This is a genomic window from Pseudomonas sp. PDM18, from assembly GCF_014852585.1.
Taxonomy (GTDB): Bacteria; Pseudomonadota; Gammaproteobacteria; order Pseudomonadales; family Pseudomonadaceae; genus Pseudomonas.
In genome coordinates this window covers 265,586-280,318 of sequence record NZ_JACVBX010000002.1, presented here as the reverse complement: position 1 = coordinate 280,318, position 14,733 = coordinate 265,586, and the positions used below count along the sequence as shown (strand labels likewise).

Below are 14,733 nucleotides of genomic sequence, written 5' to 3'. Positions count from 1 at the left end.
CCTCCATGCGAGTCCTGTTCATGTGCACGGCCAACAGTTGCCGCAGCATCCTCTCCGAAGCGCTATTCAACCACCTGGCGCCGGAAGGCTTCGAGGCGGTCAGCTCCGGCAGTTTCCCCAAGGGCCAGGTGCTGCCGCGCAGCCTCACCACCCTGCAGCAGGCCGGTATCTCCATCGAGGGCCTGAGCAGCAAGGGTAACGACGCCTTCGAAGGCAATCCGCCGGACATCGTCATCACTGTCTGCGACAAGGCCGCCGGCGACGCCTGCCCGGTGTACTTCGGCCCGGCGTTGAAGTCCCACTGGGGGCTGGAAGACCCGTCCGATGTGGTGGGTGATGAACCCGCCATCGACGCTGCCTTCCGTGCCACGCTGGCCCGCATCGAGCTGCGCTGCCGTGCCTTCTTCGCCCTTCCTTTCGCCACCCTCGGTCGCGACGAACTCAAGCGTAAGCTGGATCGCATCGGCGCTCTCTGAGCAGGAGGAAACATGTCCGAGCAACTGCCCAATCTCGACCCTTCTCTATTCGACCTGCCGCCAGCGACAGTCCGCACCAGTGAGCACAAGCCACGCATCTTGCTACTGTACGGATCGACCCGCGAACGCTCCTTCAGCCGCCTGCTGGTGGAGGAAGCCGCGCGCCTGCTGCAGCACTTCGGCGCCGAGACGCGCATTTTCAATCCCTCCGGCCTGCCGCTACCTGACGATGTGCCGGTGGAGCATCACAAGGTGCAGGAGCTACGCGATCTGGTGTTTTGGTCGGAAGGCCAGGTGTGGTGCTCGCCGGAGCGCCACGGAGCGCTTTCGGCCGTGTTCAAGGCGCAGATCGACTGGATTCCCCTGGCGCTCGGCGCCGTGCGCCCCACCCAGGGCAAGACGCTGGCGGTGATGCAGGTCTGCGGCGGCTCGCAGTCGTTCAACGTGGTCAACCAGCTGCGCGTACTCGGCCGCTGGATGCGCATGTTCACCATCCCCAACCAGTCTTCGGTACCCAAGGCCTACCTGGAGTTCGACGACGCCGGCCGGATGAAGCCGTCGGCCTACTACGATCGCGTGGTGGACGTCATGGAGGAACTGGTGAAGTTCACCCTGCTGCTGCGCGACCGCCAGGAGTACCTGGTGGATCGTTATTCCGAGCGCAAGGAAAGCGCCGAGCAGCTTTCCGCCCGCGTGAATCAGCGCTCGATCTGAGGTCGCCATGGCAATCGAAATCAGAGAAGCCCGCCCCGAGGACGCTGCAGCCATCCAGGCGATCTACGCCCCTATCGTGGCCGGCACGGCTATCTCCTTTGAGGAAGTACCGTCGACCGTCGAGGAGATGCGACAGAGCATCGTCACAACCCTGGAGACCTACCCGTACCTTGTCGCGGAGCGCGATGGGCGCCTGGTTGGTTACGCCTATGCCAGCCAGCATCGGGCGCGTGCAGCATACCGCTGGGCGGTGGATGTCACTGTCTATATCGCGGGCGGCGAGCGCCGCTCCGGGGTTGGCCGCAGCCTCTATGCCAAGCTGCTCCCTATCCTCGCCAGGCAGGGATTCAACGCGGCCTACGCCGGCATCGCGCTCCCCAACGCTGGAAGCGTCGGCTTGCACGAGCGGCTGGGCTTCCGGCACATCGGCACTTTCCCTCAGGTCGGTTTCAAGCTGGGCCAGTGGCACGACGTGGGTTACTGGCGCTTGGAGCTAGGTGCGCCGGTTAGCTCGCCTGCAACCCCTCGTCGCTATCCGGAGATAGCCGGCTGAGCGTCAGCTACCGACCTAGGCTGTGTGAAAACGTCGAAGTGCTTACACCAGAACCGAATTTGGGATTAGCCCTCGAAAGTGCGCGCGGCTAAAGCGATTACCGGCCGTTATCCAATGACTGAGTCTCCTGAAGCGGTAGATGGCTGTTTGAGGTGAGGAGCCGCAGGAAAATGACCGACCTCAGGCCCGCAGTGCCGCCATCGCACCGGTGACGCCGAAGATGCTCATCAGCCGTTTGAGGTTGTAGGCCAGCACATGCAAGCTCATTTCCGTGCTTACGTGGTTGCGGCGGTCGCGTCTCTTGCTCATGAGAAAATCTCCATGATGCCGGTATTGGCCGTGGTCTGGCCCTCAAGCGGCTCGTTGTGCAGTGCGTGGAATAGCGCCCATGCCAGGTCGGCGTGGCCGGTGTTGTCGTTGCGGCCGGCGGTGTAGGTGAACTGACGCCCGCCCGGGGTGACGGTCTTGCGGATGGCCATGAGCGACTGGGCGACGTCGGTCCAGCCCGCGTCGAACTCCAGCCGGCCCTTGCTCACCACGTCCCACGCCTTCATCACCAGGCGCGTCTTGACCTCGGGGCTGTATCCAGCATTCCAACTCCTTCCTCAAGAAGATCAACATCATCGAGGTCGACGAGGCCGAAGGCGAAGCCATCCTGCTGGGCGTCAATGGTCCGACCGCCAGCCGCACCAACACCGCGGGCGGCACCCCGCCCAAGCTCGCCCGCAAGATGGAGCAATTCCGCGCCGGCGGCATGGATGGCCCGGTAAAGGTCGACATGGGCCACAGCGATGACGGCCTGCAACTGGAGTGGACCCTTGGCGGCTACGGCCTGATCGCCCTGCGCCAGTTCGGCGCCGTGCGCGCTGATGGCGTGATGCTGCGCTTTGCCGGCTCTGTCCAGGACGACAGCACCGGCAACGTAAGCGCCGTCGAAATCGTCACCCGTGGCCGGCATGAAGAAATCGACTTCGGCGAGGCCACCCCGGGCGAGGACACCGAGCACAAGATCACCACCGCGCTGACCTACTACAAGCTCACCGTGGACGGCGACACCATCACCGAAATCGACCTGCTCAACATGATCTTCATCGTGGACGGCGAGGACCTGCTCGCGGCCCACCGCAAGGCCATCGGCCTCTGACCCCTTCCCAGAAAGCGGCGGTACCGGAGCCCAGCTCGCAGCCCGCCGAACCTATCCAACCAAGGAGCCGCACCATGGAAAGCACCGAAGAAATCACCCAAGCCGCCAACCCCAACGAGGCGGTCGTCACCCTCGACAAGCCGTTCACCCGCGGCACCAACACCATCGACTCCCTGACCCTGCGCAAGCCGGCCAGCGGCGAGCTGCGCGGCGTCTCCCTGCTCGATCTCATGCAGATGGACGTGCAGGCGCTCAGCAAGGTGCTGCCGCGCATCACCAGCCCCAGCCTGACCACCCAGGAGGTCAGCGCGATGGACCCGGCCGACCTGCTCGCCTGCGGCGTCGCGGTATCCGGTTTTTTGCTGCAGAGGTCGGCGAAGGAGGCATCCCTCGCTGCGTAGAGGACGCCATGGCGGATATCGCCCTGGTATTCCACTGGACCCCAGCGGACATGGACCCGCTGGACCTCTCTGAACTGAACGAATGGCGGGAGCGGGCCAGAACGCGCTGGGAGCAAGGCAATGGCCAATAACCTGAAGCTCGAAGTCATCCTTCAGGCCATCGACCGCGCCACGGCCCCCATCCGCGCCGTCACCAACAGCAGCACCGGGCTGGGCCGCGCTCTCAAGGAGTCGCGCGACCAGCTCAAGGCCCTGCAGGCGCAGCAGAAGGACATCAGCAGCCTGCGCACCCAGCGCGAGGCCGTCCGCCAGACCTCCGAGAAGCTCGCCGGCGCCCAGCAGCGCCTACGCGGGCTGCGCGAGGAACTCCAGGGGATGGACGCCCCGTCGGCGCGGTTCCAGAAGTCGTTCGCCGCGGCAGCCGCCCAGGTCGACAAGCTCAAGGCCAAGCATGGCGAGCAGCGCGCAGAATTGCAGCGCCTGGTGGGGCAGATGGGCAAGGCCGGAGTCAGCACCAACAACCTCGGCCAGCGCGAGAACGAGCTGCGTCAGCGCATCGCCCAGGCCAACCAGGCCATCGGCACCCAGGAAGCCAAGCTCAAGCGCCTGGCCGTGCAACAGCGGCGCGCGGCCGCAGCCAAAGAGACCTTCGAGAAGTCCCAGGCACTGGCCGGCAGCATGGCCGCCAATGGCGCCGGCGCAGCGGCTGCCGGCACAGCAATGGGCGCCCCGGTCCTGAGCACTGTCAACAGCTACATCGACTTCGAGGACGCCATGCTTGGCGTGGCCAAGCAGGTGGACGGCGCGCGCGACGACAACGGCAAACTCACCTCGACCTATTACGAGATGGGGAGCGCCATCAAGGCCATGGCCGAGCGAATCCCCATGGCCACCACTGAGATTGCGGCGCTGGTCGAAGGCGGCGCGCGCATGGGCATCCAGGGCAAGGACAACCTGCTCATTTTCGCCGAAACCGCGGCCAATGCCGCGACCGCGTTCGAGCTGCCGGCCGACGAGATCGGCGAGAACCTAGCGCGCATCGCCAACCTGTACAAGCTGCCCATCAAGAACGTGGGCGAGCTGGGCGACGCCATCAACTACCTGGACGACAACGCGCAGTCCAAGGGCAACGACATCATCGACGTGCTCCAGCGCACCGCCGGCATCACTACCTCTGTCGGCATGAGCTTCAAGGACGCGGCCGCACTCGGCTCCACGTTCCTGAGCCTGGGCTCGTCCGCCGAGGTTGCCGCCACCGCGACCAATGCCATGATTCGCGAGCTGGCCATCGCCAATGAGCAGCCGAAGCGCTTTCAGAAAGGTCTGAAGGCCCTCGGTCTTGAGGCTGACGCCATCCAGCAGGGCATGGCAAAGAACTCCACCGCCACCCTGCAGATGGTGCTGGCGACCATCAAGAAACTGCCCAAGGCCGAGCAGCTCAGCGTCACCACCCAGCTCTTCGGCAAGGAGTTCGGCGACGACGCCGCGAAGCTGGCCAACAACCTGGGCGAGTACCGCCGGCAGCTGCAGTTGGCCAACTCCGAAGCCGGCAAGGGCTCCATGCAGCGCGAGGCGGACATCCGCGCCGAAGCCCTGTCCGCACGTCTGCAGATGGCGAAGAACCGCACTTTCAACCTCGCCGCGAGCATGGGCGAGACCTTGCGGCCCACCATCATCAGCCTTGTCGAGAGCTTCAATCGGGTGCTCGGCAAGGTCGCCGCCTGGGTCCAGACCAACCCCGAACTCACCGGCCAGATTCTGCGCATCGTGGCCGGAGTCGCCGCGCTGGCTGCTGGCTTCGGCGCCGTCACCCTGGCCATGGCCAGCTTCCTGGGGCCGTTCGCCATGGTGCGCTACGGCCTGACGCTGTTCGGGCTCAAAGGCGCCGGGCTGATCGGCACGCTATTAAACCTCGGGCGCAATGCGCTGCCCCTGGTGCTGCGCGGCGTGCTGCTGATCGGCCGCGCGCTGATGCTCAACCCCATCGGCCTGGCAGTGATGGCCATCGCTACCGCCGCCTATCTCATCTACACGTACTGGGAGCCCATCAAGGCGTTCTTCCTGGGCCTGTGGGAGGAAGTGAAGGCAGGCTTCAACGGCGGGCTCACCGGGATCGCCAAACTGATCATCGACTTCAGCCCCATCGGTCTGTTCTACCGTGCCTTCGCAGCGGTGATGAGCTACTTCGGCGTCGAGCTGCCGAGCAAGTTCTCCGACTTCGGCAGCATGCTCCTGGACGGCCTGGTGACTGGCATCCGCAACAAGCTGGGCGACGTGAAAACCGCCATCAGCGAGGTGGGTGACAGCACCGTCGGTTGGTTCAAGGAAAAGCTGGGGATCCACTCGCCGTCGCGCGTCTTCGCCGAGCTGGGCGGCTTCACCATGGCCGGCCTGGAGCAGGGCCTGACGGATGGCCAGAAAGGGCCGCTGTCGGCGGTGCTCGATCTGGCCAAGCAACTGACCACCGCCGGCGCGCTGACCATCGGCGCCGCCGGCACGGCGATGGCGCTGGATACCCGGCCGCCACTGGCACCTGCAGGGGCGCCTGCAACCGCAGCGGCGCAGCCGGCGCCAATCATCATCCAGGTGCAGGCCGCGCCCGGCATGAACGAGCAGCAGCTCGCGCGGCTGGTCGCCGCCGAGGTGGCCAGGCTCGACAGCCGCCGCCAGGTCAACGCCCGCAGCCGCATCACCGATCAGGATTGAACCCATGGCATTAATGGCATTCGGCATGTTCGTGTTCGGCCTGGAGACAGCCGCCTATCAGGACTTCCAGCGCCAGACTGAATGGCGCCACGGCAGCACCAGCCGCATCGGCACCAACCCCGCCCGCCAGTACCTCGGCCGCGGCGACGAAACCATCACGCTGCAGGGCGTGCTGCTGCCGGCCCTGGCCGGTACCGTGCTCAGCCTGGACACGCTGCGCACCATGGCCGACACAGGCAAGGCTTACCCGCTGATCGAGGGCACCGGCCGTATTTACGGCGTCTGGGTCATCGAGAGCCTGAGCGAGGGGCGCACCCTCTTTTTCGCTGACGGGGCCGCACGCCGTATCGAGTTCAGCCTATCGCTCAAGCGTATCGACGACGGCCGCGTCGACCTGCTCGGCAGCGCCATCAGCAGTGCCGGGAACATCCTGAGGCAAATCCTGTGAGCCTGCTCGACCTGGCCAACGAATACCTCGGCAGCGCAGCCGCGAGCTTTCGCGAGGCGAACAGCTATCCGCGCCCCATCTGCCGAGTCCTGGTGAACGGCGAGGACATCACCGCCGCGGTGGTGCAACGCCTGGTCAGCATCGACCTCACTGACAACCGCGGCATCGAGGCGGACCAGCTGGAAATCACGCTCAGCGACCATGACGGGCTGCTCGCCATTCCTTCGCGCGGGGCCACGGTGCAGCTGTCGCTGGGCTGGAGCGACACCGGGCTCGTCGAGAAAGGCAGCTACACCGTGGACGAGACCGAGCACAGCGGCGCGCCGGACGTGCTCAGCATCCGCGGGCGAAGCGTTGACCTGCGCGGCGAGCTGAAGAAGAAGCGCGAACGCAGCTGGGACACCACCACCCTGGGCGCCGTGGTGCAGGCCATCGCTTCCGCGCACGGCCTCACCGCCGTCATCAGCGCCGCCCTGGGCGCCGTCGAGCTGCTGCACCTGGACCAGGCCAACGAGTCCGACGCCAACTTGCTCGCCCGTCTGGGCGGCGAGCATGACGCCATCGCCACGGTGAAGGCCGGCCGACTGCTGTTCATGCCCACCGGCAAGAGCACCACCGCCAGCGGCCTGGCCCTGCCGCATGTCGTCCTGACCCGCCAGGATGGCGACCAGCACCGCTACCTGGAAGCCGACCGCGACGCCTATACCGGAGTGAAGGCGTACTACTACGAGGTCAACAGCGCCGAGAAGAAAGAGGCCATTGCCGGGGGCGGCGAGAACATCAAGGAGCTGCGCCACACCTACGCCGACCAGGAGAGCGCCATTCGCGCCGCGCGCGCCGAGTGGAAGCGCCTGCAGCGCGGCACCGCGACTCTGTCTTACACGCTCGCCAAAGGCCGCCCGGAGCTACTCCCGGACCAGACCTATACCCTTGCCGGCATCAAGGCGGAAATCGCTGCCATCGTCTGGCTTGGCGGCAACCTGCGGCACTCGTTCACGCCGGAGAGCTTCACCACCAGTCTCGACCTTGAATCGAAGCTGCCCGATGGCGACGACGTCGCTGAGCTGGCCGAAGAGTCTGCGAACTACACCGGCATCCTCGCCTGGTACCGCGACGAGAAGACCGGCAAACAACACACGATCACCGCTGGCGACCAGACCCGGCCGCGGCGCCTGCACCACCTCTACGCTAGCAAGGCGACAGCGAAGCGCGCTGTGGATCGTGAGTGGAAGCGGCTGCAGGCACGGTAAAGCCTCCTTCGCTGGAGACTGGGCAGGACTGGTGGCACACTGCCGGAAAGAGCCACAGGAAAGGACATCCCCATGCTTCAAGAGGTTCTAGCCGCTTTAAATAGCAGCCAAGCCATATCGGCCATCGCAATCGGTGTCGTCGTGTTTTTGATTAGAGGCCTAGCCATGATTGGCAAGGTATTCGACTTCCATGACAAACACTTCGTTGAAAAGCGTCATCGTCGATTGCAATCTCTCCGAGAGAGCATTAAGGGAGAGGATGCATTTGCTCGATACCTGGACCAAGCCATTAAACTCGAAGCATTTCGAATCGCTTCCGGGGTTCGGGCCAGTACGCTGAAGGCCGAGGCACTTATCACTCTCGTCACTTTAGGATACTGGGACATGGCACAAATTCGCCGCATTGCCCGATACCTACATACCTCCCCAGAGGAAACAGAACCAAAAATAAAATTTGACCTTGGCGACAAAATAAGTGCTTGGTACGGGCTTATCTCAGGCGGAGCCCTTTTTATAATTGGGTTGCTTCTTGCCATCACCCTATGGGTAAAGCCCTCTCCTATCAACTTCCTGGCAGGGTCCGTGATGTTAGCAGTGATGACACTTTCAGGATTAGTGCTTGCCAACGACTTCGCGCGATATCGTTTAGCTCAACGCATCCAACTATATTTAGCCAAACATCCAAATACCTTTTTCTCTTCTGAATCTACAGCCACGGAAATAAATCCAGGAGAAGTAGACTCTACGGATACCAAGAGCCCGCAGCTGAATACGAGCGAGACGTTTTGCAAGGAATTACTACCAGAAGACAATCTCTACCTTGCACATCAACCATCCCGGTAACCAAGCCTTGCTTCGGCGGCAAGCTGATAACTTAACCAGCTCAGCACTAGTAAGCCAATATGGAAACCGACCATGGACGAGCCTCAAACCAATTTTGAACGTGACGAGAAATATAAAGCAGCACTAGCAGATTTAGGGCTGGACGTAAACAGACTGCAAAAGCATATTTACGATGCAAGACTCAATTTCCGCAGTACTGAAGGGACACCTTTTCTGCGAAGAATTACTCGATCAAATAATCATTGCACACTGCCGAGACCCGTTACCTCTCCAAAAGATACAACTTCAGTTCAACGCGAAGCTTAAAATTGCAAGCGCGATATATGGGAATCACTTGCCCGACATAAAACTTCCTGACAATAAAATATGGGACGCCATCGACCGTCTTAATAAGCTAAGAAACGAGTTAGCCCACAAAATTGAAGGGAAAGAGGTAATCAACAAAGCTCGAGAGATGATTATCTCAGCAAACAGGCTTGACAAAGGAAACAAGATTAGCACGAAGGATATCTGCAGCGCAGACGAGGCAATAGTAGAGATAAAACGTGCCATATCCAAAATCATCGGATATCTAGATGCAATGAAAGCAGTATCACTCCTAAACAAACCGGATAGCTCAGAGCGAAGAATATTGATAGCCATGGCATTAAACATCGACCCGAGCCAAGTAGCTCGGGCCCTCTCAGTACTGGTTTTGCCTGAGAAAAAAGAGATCAGCGAATAATCTGTGCGATCACCTCCCCGACTGCGCGAACGCCTCCATAAACCTCTTCAGGTCCTGTTGCTGTTGCTCATTGAGACGGCGCAGCAGGTCCACGAAGAATTGTTCGGCCTGGGTAAGTTTTTCCATCGTAGGTACTCCATTTCCATGTGACGGGCGCCTGGTGCGTTATGCACCGCCCACTGCGCCCGGGAGTCCCCCATTCTCTGCACGTTTCCGCGTGCCACCAGCCTCCCTTAGCAAAAGACGGCGAGTTTCCGAGATCGCCTCCTACGGGCGGCCACTCCCGAAACTACGCACGTTTCTCAAAGCGCAAGCTCTGATTCGTCCTATTTTCAGGCACAAAAAAACCCAGGCTTGCCTGGGCTTTTTGCCTATATGTCGGATCATGCTTTCACACAGTGTCCAGAATCTTCGCCTTCTGCTGGGCAAACTCTTCCGGAGTTAACACACCCTTGTCGCGCAGTGCTGCAAGGCGCTCAAGCTTGCTAATCATGTCGTCTTCGGCTGCCGGCGCAATTACAGCAGCTGGCTGTTTCTTGGCGTGCATAGCGTCCCGTACCTTATTGGTGAAGGCCGTGACCGTTTTCTTCCAGACGTTGCTGATTTTCCGCTCGCTACCACCATCCTGGATCATGATGTCGCCGAACAGGAGGCCGGTCTTGCCGGATACGGCATTGATCTTGTCGAGCTCGATGGCGGCTTGCTTGAGTCCATAAAGCATGCCCTTATCTAGAAAGATCACCCGGCGATCAGTCAGAGTGATCAGCCAAGTATTGCCATCCATCATGCCGGAAGTGAACGCCAACACCTGCTCGCCGGCCGCCAGCACCTCGGGTAGATGTTTCAGCTCTTTCTTGGTGAAGAACTGGTCGTCGCCAATCTCAGCCGCAATGCGGTCGTACTCAGCCTTCAGGGCGTCCGGCGATGCATTCTTGTAGTCGAAAGCCATTTCGTTACTCCTTTTCCTCAATGCAGTGCTCAACCATCTCGTATTCCGTGCCCCACTCCCGCTCACAGGCTTTGCGGGTGGCGCCCGAGTAGTTGCGCTCGATGTTGCCCTTTGCGGCTCTGCGCTCCTTCGCGCAGTGCTCCTGCATATCGTATTCGCTCGGCCATTCACGCGCACAGCGTGCGGAAATTTCATCATTTGGCGCACTGGCGACTACCGCTTGGGAGGCGTTCTGCTCCTTTGTACAGTGCAAAGCCATCTGAAAATCCGGGAGCCACTCGCCTTCACAGCGCTGGCGATTCGGACCACTGAGTTTGGCTAGAGCTTTCATCGCCTGGCGCTGTTCGCTGACGCAAAAGGTGCGCATCTCGACATCGTTCGGCCACTCGTTTTGGCAGTGAACCTGCAGGGCAGACTCGTCGGCCAGTGCGGCCACAGGAGCCAGGGGAAGGAACAACAGAAGGGCGAGGTACAGCAAGCTGGTAGCGGGTGTGCGCACTGAAACAATCCTTGTTCAGGTTGGCTTATTGGGGCGACGACTTCGTGAGCGACAACGCCGAGGTCAGACGACTGACAGCCGCCCGATCCTGATCGGGTAACGACCTGTACTGCTCAAGGACTAGTCCCTCTTCCGGGGTCAGCGAGGATGACGGGAGCGGCGTGCGCGTACCTGTAACGACGTACAGCACATCGACACCCACAGCAGCGACGGCCGCGAGGTAGGCAGCATCAGGGCAGCGCTCGCCCTTTTCGTAGTTGTACTGGGAGTTTTTTGAGGCCCCAGCCAAAGCTGCGAAGTCCGTCTGGATATAGCCCAAACGCTCGCGCTCTTCTTTCAGGCGTTCGCCTATTCCCACAAATGTCTCCATTGCGGATTGACATTCCCACGAACAAGGGAAATACTCCGCCTGTCATCACACGAAATCACACGAACGTGAACTATGCCGAACGCCTACCCCACGGAGCAAGCCTGCGCGGCTGCCCGCAAACGCATCACCAAGCAGGGCCTGACTGTCCGGGAATGGGCCGAGAGGCATGACCTGGACGAGAGCACCGTCTACGCGGTCATCAACAGGCAGAAGAAGTGCCTACGCGGCAAAGCCCACCGGGCCGCCGTTCTGCTCGGCATCAAGGAAGGCACGGTCGAACAGTAGTTCGGTCGACGCAAGGGGAAAACGAGAACATGAAACGCCAGATTCTTGATAGCCGCCGCAAGGCCGTGATGGCCGCAGTAGGAGCCTTCCCAGGCGGCCGCGAGTGCGCAGCGACGCACCTGGGCCTGGAGGCGAAGCGCTTCGACAACCAGCTCTATGAGAACCCGGGCCATCGCCCGCTGACCGACGAGCAAGTCCGCCAGCTGGAGCGCATCAGCGGCACATCCTTCCTCGTCGACTACATCGCCCGCCTCTATGACGGCGTGTTCGTGCTGATGCCCGAAGACGGCCCCCTCGACAACCTCGACCTCTATGCGCGCTCGCTCCCCACCGACGTGGCCGAGGGCGCTGTCGACAAGATCATTGCCAAAGCGCTGGAAGACGGACGCCTGACCGAGGCGGAGATCGCCAAGATCGTCAAAGCCCACCGCATCCACATCGCCGCCAGACACGCAGAGGTCGGCGCCGTTATCACCTCGCACCGGGAAACCCCGGGAGGGAAGGAACAGCAGTAAGCGCACGACGCGCCGTTTCTTGGCTACGGCCAGCGCCGCGATGCGGCTCGGGGAGAGTAAGGATGAGCAGCTACAAACTGGTTTGCCCGCACTGCGCGTCGAGGATGCGCATTCGCACCAGCGATGGAAAACACATCTTCTTGCGGGTGGCCTACCTGCAATGCACCAACGAGGCCTGCGGCTGGGCGGTGCGCGCTGAGTTCGAAATGACTCACGAAATGAGCCCATCCGGCATGCCCAATTCTTCGGTACGCCTGCCGGCGGCGCCCACAGCCCTGCGCCGTGAAGCCATGCGTCGGCAGGGCGACAACCAGCTCGATCTTCTGGAGGCCACCGCATGAACATCGTGCCGTTCAACCAGCAGCAAGCCAACGACTATCGCGCCTTCCTGCGCACGCCCTTTACGGGGTTCTCTGTCGTGGTGATGCCCCATTCGCGGGCGATGTTGTAAATATGGCTGAACAGGGCGAGTTCCCGGTTCGCGCGAACCTTGGCCGACCGTTTGTCGCGGTACTGGGCCAGCACCTGGGAGGTGACGGCTGCAATCGGCGCATCGGTGAATACCTTGCGCAGCTGTGTAAGGGACAGCAGGTTGTCCTTTTGGGTGCGCGGGGCCTTGGTGGGAATGATTTCGCGTTCATATCTATCGAACACTTCCCCCCAGAGTCGGCAGGATTTGGGCGCAGGTTTTGCGTCTAGCCGCGCCCATTCGTGCTTCGCTATGTCAAAGTCAGTGCCAAGCGGGATCTCCATCCGCTTTCCCTGCTCATTGCGCCCGTCGTAGTAATAGCCAATCCAAAGCTTGCCGCTTTTGAGCGTCCGCACGCGGCGAATCATCCGTGGGGGCAAATCCTTGTTGCGCGGTTTTCTCGGCTGCACGTCAATTCACCTTCGAGAGGTCGAGGCTCCAGGCAGACTGGTCCGCCGTCGTCGTTTGAAGCCTTAGTCCTGCAAGCTTGCAACGGGCATAGAGCCGGCCAACAATCGGTTTGCGTGCCGCATTGAGTTCGAATTTCCAACCGCTTTCCATGAGCCACTCAATTTGCTTTCGGGTGGACTTTGCGCCTATCAGTGCCTCTAGTTCAGCGTTGGTTAGAAATTCGGGCAGGGGCTCTATTACACCCCCTGTGATAGCCTGCGCTGCGCTGACCTTGGGTTGACACACTTGCATGGTGCTTCTCCTTGGGGTTGGTCTGGCCCTGGTGGGTTGCCGCCCACCGGGGCCTTCTTTTATGCGGCGACGTAGCCGCCTGGGGTCTTGGTCTTGTGCAGCACGCCAATTTCGGCGGCCTGCTGTAGGAGCTTGGTGGCCTTGCTGCTGCCGATCCGCAGTTCCTTCGCCACTTGCCTTACCGCAACCTTGGCGCCGCTCTCTGTTCCGGCGATGAGCTGCTGCAGCAGAGTCGGCAGGCCTTCATCTGCGGCCGTTTCCGGCCCTGTTACCGAGTGTTCCTCGGTGCGTTCTTCGTGCTGTTTCCGTTTCTCGGTTACTGCTACTCCCACCGCCTTGGGCTTGCTGGTGGAACGCCTCTGCGAGCAACGCAAGGCCCGCGGCATCCTAGGCCCGTACCTGATCACCACCGAAGACGGCCGCCGGCTGACAGGGCGCATGATTCGCCTGCGCTTTGACGAAGCCCGGACACGGGCGGCGGCGAAGGCCTTGGAAGTGCAAGACGAGCAACTCGCAACTGCCGTACGGCAATTCCAGTTCCGTGACATACGTCCCAAGGCGGCATCGGAAATTGCCGACATTCGAGAAGCGTCCGCCTTACTTGGCCACTCGGATAAACGCATTACCGAAACGGTATACCGCCGCGTCGGCGAAGTCGTGAAACCAACTCGCTGACGAAACTGATGCGGAAACGATTGAAAAGATGCGGAAACGATAGGGAGGCAATCAGGGTGGAAGTTACCACCCCCAGAAACGCGAAAGCCCCGCAGTGCGGGGCTTTCAACGTTGTAATAGTGGCGGAAGCGTAGAGATTCGAACTCTAGGACAGTTGCCCGTCGACGGTTTTCAAGACCGTTGCCTTAAACCACTCGGCCACGCTTCCACATGAGCGGGCGGCAATATTACCGGATCGCAACACACTGTCAAACTCTGATGATTCAGCACGCTTTTCCCTCTGTTATGATGAGCACCACTACGGTCATGGATCCGTATCCCGCTTAACAGGAGTGTCTCGACATGCAAGAACGGCAATATCTCGACTCCGCAGCTGTGGAGCAGAAAGAGGTCAGCGGCGTCCTGCGCAATACCTATGGCCTGCTGGCCCTGACCCTGGCCTTCAGCGGCCTGGTGGCCTTCGCCTCGCAGCAGATGCGTCTGCCCTACCCCAGCTTCTTCGTGGTGCTGCTGGGCTTCTACGGCTTGTTCTTCCTCACCATGAAGCTGCGCAACAGCGCCTGGGGCCTGGTCAGCACCTTCGCCCTCACCGGCTTCATGGGCTACACCCTCGGCCCGATCCTGAACATGTACCTCGGCATGGCCAACGGTGCGAGCATCATCTCCTCGGCCTTCTTCATGACCGCCCTGGTGTTCTTCGGCCTGTCCGCCTACGTACTGACCACCCGAAAGGACATGAGCTTCCTGTCCGGCTTCATCACTGCGGGCTTCTTCGTGCTGCTGGGCGCCGTCCTGGTCTCGCTCTTCTTCCAGATCAGCGGCCTGCAACTGGCCATCAGCGCCGGCTTCGTGCTGTTCTCCTCGGCGATGATCCTGTTCCAGACCAGCGCGATCATTCACGGTGGTGAGCGCAACTACATCATGGCCACCATCAGCCTGTACGTGTCGATCTACAACCTGTTCATCAGTCTGTTGCAGATCTTCGGCATCATGGGCAGCGACGACTGATT

The 14,733-nt window shown here is 61.2% G+C and carries 20 protein-coding genes, 1 tRNA gene and 5 pseudogenes; 17 read left to right on the top strand and 9 right to left on the bottom strand.

All coding sequences use genetic code 11. The features are described 5' to 3' along the window. Nucleotides 1-5 precede the first annotated feature (5 nt). From IB274_RS06150 to IB274_RS06140, 3 genes are read left to right on the top strand one after another with little or no spacing between them, the layout of a single operon-like run. A complete protein-coding gene (locus IB274_RS06150; protein ID WP_192431138.1) occupies nt 6-476 on the top strand; it encodes an arsenate reductase ArsC in 471 nt (156 codons plus the stop codon). Nucleotides 477-488: 12 nt separating this feature from the next. Continuing rightward, entirely contained in the window at nt 489-1,190 is a 702-nt protein-coding gene (gene arsH, locus IB274_RS06145) for an arsenical resistance protein ArsH (protein WP_192431137.1), read from the top strand. 7 nt (nt 1,191-1,197) lie between these two features. Then, nucleotides 1,198-1,743, top strand: a complete 546-nt coding sequence (locus IB274_RS06140; RefSeq protein ID WP_192431136.1) for an arsinothricin resistance N-acetyltransferase ArsN1 family B — start codon at nt 1,198-1,200, stop codon at nt 1,741-1,743. A gap of 180 nt (nt 1,744-1,923) precedes the next feature. Here the strand turns inward: IB274_RS06140 and IB274_RS29810 are convergent, their stop codons facing one another. Next, nucleotides 1,924-2,052, bottom strand: a complete 129-nt coding sequence (locus IB274_RS29810) for a hypothetical protein (protein ID WP_263866332.1) — start codon at nt 2,050-2,052, stop codon at nt 1,924-1,926. Next, nucleotides 2,049-2,327 (bottom strand): annotated as a pseudogene (locus IB274_RS06135) (terminase); the annotation flags it as partial. The gene IB274_RS29810 and the pseudogene IB274_RS06135, both read right to left, overlap by 4 nt. On the opposite strand from IB274_RS06135, the pseudogene IB274_RS29920 reads away from it, so the two are divergent. From IB274_RS29920 to IB274_RS06090, 9 genes and pseudogenes are all read left to right on the top strand, one after another. Next, nucleotides 2,327-2,389, top strand: a pseudogene (locus IB274_RS29920) (hypothetical protein); the annotation flags it as partial. The pseudogenes IB274_RS06135 and IB274_RS29920 overlap by 1 nt on opposite strands. A 60-nt stretch (nt 2,390-2,449) precedes the next feature. After that, nucleotides 2,450-2,887: pseudogene (locus tag IB274_RS06125) on the top strand (phage major tail tube protein); the annotation flags it as partial. Between the two features lie 74 nt (nt 2,888-2,961). Further along, nucleotides 2,962-3,288, top strand: coding sequence for a phage tail assembly protein (locus IB274_RS06120; RefSeq protein ID WP_192431134.1), 327 nt, complete (start codon nt 2,962-2,964; stop codon nt 3,286-3,288). Between the two features lie 8 nt (nt 3,289-3,296). Next, on the top strand, nt 3,297-3,419 hold the full coding sequence (locus IB274_RS06115) for a GpE family phage tail protein (RefSeq protein WP_192431133.1): 123 nt from the start codon (nt 3,297-3,299) through the stop codon (nt 3,417-3,419). Continuing rightward, nucleotides 3,409-5,994, top strand: a complete 2,586-nt coding sequence (locus tag IB274_RS06110) for a phage tail tape measure protein (protein WP_192431132.1) — start codon at nt 3,409-3,411, stop codon at nt 5,992-5,994. The genes IB274_RS06115 and IB274_RS06110 overlap by 11 nt, the downstream gene beginning before the upstream one ends. Before the next feature lie 4 nt (nt 5,995-5,998). After that, complete coding sequence (locus IB274_RS06105; protein ID WP_192431131.1) at nt 5,999-6,442, top strand: phage tail protein; 444 nt, start codon at nt 5,999-6,001, stop codon at nt 6,440-6,442. Then, on the top strand, nt 6,439-7,692 hold the full coding sequence (locus IB274_RS06100; protein WP_192431130.1) for a phage late control D family protein: 1,254 nt from the start codon (nt 6,439-6,441) through the stop codon (nt 7,690-7,692). Before IB274_RS06105 ends, IB274_RS06100 begins: the two co-directional genes overlap by 4 nt. 72 nt (nt 7,693-7,764) lie before the next feature. After that, nucleotides 7,765-8,535 carry a hypothetical protein gene (locus tag IB274_RS06095; RefSeq protein WP_192431129.1) on the top strand — a complete coding sequence of 257 codons (771 nt, stop codon included), beginning with the start codon at nt 7,765-7,767 and terminating at the stop codon, nt 8,533-8,535. Nucleotides 8,536-8,707: 172 nt separating this feature from the next. Further along, nucleotides 8,708-9,259: a hypothetical protein gene (locus tag IB274_RS06090; RefSeq protein WP_192431128.1), complete on the top strand. Its 552-nt coding sequence runs from the start codon at nt 8,708-8,710 to the stop codon at nt 9,257-9,259. 391 nt (nt 9,260-9,650) lie between these two features. Here the strand turns inward: IB274_RS06090 and IB274_RS06085 are convergent, their stop codons facing one another. The 3 genes from IB274_RS06085 to IB274_RS06075 are packed head-to-tail and all read right to left on the bottom strand — an operon-like array spanning nt 9,651 to nt 11,065. Further along, nucleotides 9,651-10,208, bottom strand: coding sequence for a PH domain-containing protein (locus IB274_RS06085; RefSeq protein WP_192431127.1), 558 nt, complete (start codon nt 10,206-10,208; stop codon nt 9,651-9,653). 4 nt (nt 10,209-10,212) lie between these two features. Further along, nucleotides 10,213-10,707 (bottom strand): hypothetical protein, encoded by a 495-nt coding sequence (locus IB274_RS06080; RefSeq protein WP_192431126.1) that lies wholly within the window; start codon nt 10,705-10,707, stop codon nt 10,213-10,215. A gap of 25 nt (nt 10,708-10,732) precedes the next feature. Then, the gene (locus IB274_RS06075) at nt 10,733-11,065 is read right to left on the bottom strand and encodes a helix-turn-helix domain-containing protein (protein ID WP_192431125.1); all 333 of its coding nucleotides are present in this window, start codon (nt 11,063-11,065) and stop codon (nt 10,733-10,735) included. An 84-nt stretch (nt 11,066-11,149) separates the two neighbouring features. On the opposite strand from IB274_RS06075, the gene IB274_RS06070 reads away from it, so the two are divergent. From IB274_RS06070 to IB274_RS06060, 3 genes are all read left to right on the top strand, one after another. After that, nucleotides 11,150-11,362: a DNA-binding protein gene (locus IB274_RS06070; RefSeq protein ID WP_192431124.1), complete on the top strand. Its 213-nt coding sequence runs from the start codon at nt 11,150-11,152 to the stop codon at nt 11,360-11,362. Nucleotides 11,363-11,391: 29 nt separating this feature from the next. Next, nucleotides 11,392-11,877, top strand: coding sequence for a YmfL family putative regulatory protein (locus IB274_RS06065; protein WP_192431123.1), 486 nt, complete (start codon nt 11,392-11,394; stop codon nt 11,875-11,877). Nucleotides 11,878-11,939: 62 nt separating this feature from the next. Next, the gene (locus IB274_RS06060) at nt 11,940-12,218 is read left to right on the top strand and encodes an ogr/Delta-like zinc finger family protein (RefSeq protein ID WP_192431122.1); all 279 of its coding nucleotides are present in this window, start codon (nt 11,940-11,942) and stop codon (nt 12,216-12,218) included. 46 nt (nt 12,219-12,264) lie between these two features. Here IB274_RS06060 and IB274_RS06055 read toward each other — a convergent pair. From IB274_RS06055 to IB274_RS06045, 3 genes and pseudogenes are all read right to left on the bottom strand, one after another. Further along, nucleotides 12,265-12,714 (bottom strand): annotated as a pseudogene (locus IB274_RS06055) (integrase); the annotation flags it as partial. A gap of 43 nt (nt 12,715-12,757) precedes the next feature. Continuing rightward, nucleotides 12,758-13,048, bottom strand: a complete 291-nt coding sequence (locus IB274_RS06050; RefSeq protein ID WP_225614700.1) for a DUF4224 domain-containing protein — start codon at nt 13,046-13,048, stop codon at nt 12,758-12,760. 59 nt (nt 13,049-13,107) lie between these two features. Continuing rightward, entirely contained in the window at nt 13,108-13,422 is a 315-nt protein-coding gene (locus IB274_RS06045) for a hypothetical protein (RefSeq protein WP_192431490.1), read from the bottom strand. Here IB274_RS06045 and IB274_RS06040 point away from each other — a divergent pair. Continuing rightward, a pseudogene (locus IB274_RS06040) lies at nt 13,385-13,723 on the top strand (integrase); the annotation flags it as partial. The gene IB274_RS06045 and the pseudogene IB274_RS06040 sit on opposite strands and share 38 nt — an antisense overlap. A 120-nt stretch (nt 13,724-13,843) precedes the next feature. On the opposite strand, the gene IB274_RS06035 reads toward IB274_RS06040, so the two are convergent. Then, nucleotides 13,844-13,931 (bottom strand) — tRNA-Ser (locus tag IB274_RS06035). A gap of 134 nt (nt 13,932-14,065) precedes the next feature. On the opposite strand from IB274_RS06035, the gene IB274_RS06030 reads away from it, so the two are divergent. Continuing rightward, nucleotides 14,066-14,731 (top strand): Bax inhibitor-1/YccA family protein, encoded by a 666-nt coding sequence (locus IB274_RS06030; protein ID WP_192431121.1) that lies wholly within the window; start codon nt 14,066-14,068, stop codon nt 14,729-14,731. Nucleotides 14,732-14,733 lie beyond the last annotated feature (2 nt).

Excerpts from the sequence above, each read along its gene's own strand:
- IB274_RS06150 (WP_192431138.1), top strand. The coding sequence starts at position 6 with ATGCGAGTCCTGTTCATGTGCACGGCCAACAGTTGCCGCAGCATCCTC.
- arsH (WP_192431137.1), top strand. The coding sequence starts at position 489 with ATGTCCGAGCAACTGCCCAATCTCGACCCTTCTCTATTCGACCTGCCG.
- IB274_RS06140 (WP_192431136.1), top strand. The coding sequence starts at position 1,198 with ATGGCAATCGAAATCAGAGAAGCCCGCCCCGAGGACGCTGCAGCCATC.
- IB274_RS29810 (WP_263866332.1), bottom strand. The coding sequence starts at position 2,052 with ATGAGCAAGAGACGCGACCGCCGCAACCACGTAAGCACGGAAATGAGC.
- IB274_RS06120 (WP_192431134.1), top strand. The coding sequence starts at position 2,962 with ATGGAAAGCACCGAAGAAATCACCCAAGCCGCCAACCCCAACGAGGCG.
- IB274_RS06115 (WP_192431133.1), top strand. The coding sequence starts at position 3,297 with ATGGCGGATATCGCCCTGGTATTCCACTGGACCCCAGCGGACATGGAC.
- IB274_RS06110 (WP_192431132.1), top strand. The coding sequence starts at position 3,409 with ATGGCCAATAACCTGAAGCTCGAAGTCATCCTTCAGGCCATCGACCGC.
- IB274_RS06105 (WP_192431131.1), top strand. The coding sequence starts at position 5,999 with ATGGCATTAATGGCATTCGGCATGTTCGTGTTCGGCCTGGAGACAGCC.
- IB274_RS06095 (WP_192431129.1), top strand. The coding sequence starts at position 7,765 with ATGCTTCAAGAGGTTCTAGCCGCTTTAAATAGCAGCCAAGCCATATCG.
- IB274_RS06090 (WP_192431128.1), top strand. The coding sequence starts at position 8,708 with ATGCAAGACTCAATTTCCGCAGTACTGAAGGGACACCTTTTCTGCGAA.
- IB274_RS06085 (WP_192431127.1), bottom strand. The coding sequence starts at position 10,208 with ATGGCTTTCGACTACAAGAATGCATCGCCGGACGCCCTGAAGGCTGAG.
- IB274_RS06070 (WP_192431124.1), top strand. The coding sequence starts at position 11,150 with ATGCCGAACGCCTACCCCACGGAGCAAGCCTGCGCGGCTGCCCGCAAA.
- IB274_RS06065 (WP_192431123.1), top strand. The coding sequence starts at position 11,392 with ATGAAACGCCAGATTCTTGATAGCCGCCGCAAGGCCGTGATGGCCGCA.
- IB274_RS06060 (WP_192431122.1), top strand. The coding sequence starts at position 11,940 with ATGAGCAGCTACAAACTGGTTTGCCCGCACTGCGCGTCGAGGATGCGC.
- IB274_RS06050 (WP_225614700.1), bottom strand. The coding sequence starts at position 13,048 with ATGCAAGTGTGTCAACCCAAGGTCAGCGCAGCGCAGGCTATCACAGGG.
- IB274_RS06030 (WP_192431121.1), top strand. The coding sequence starts at position 14,066 with ATGCAAGAACGGCAATATCTCGACTCCGCAGCTGTGGAGCAGAAAGAG.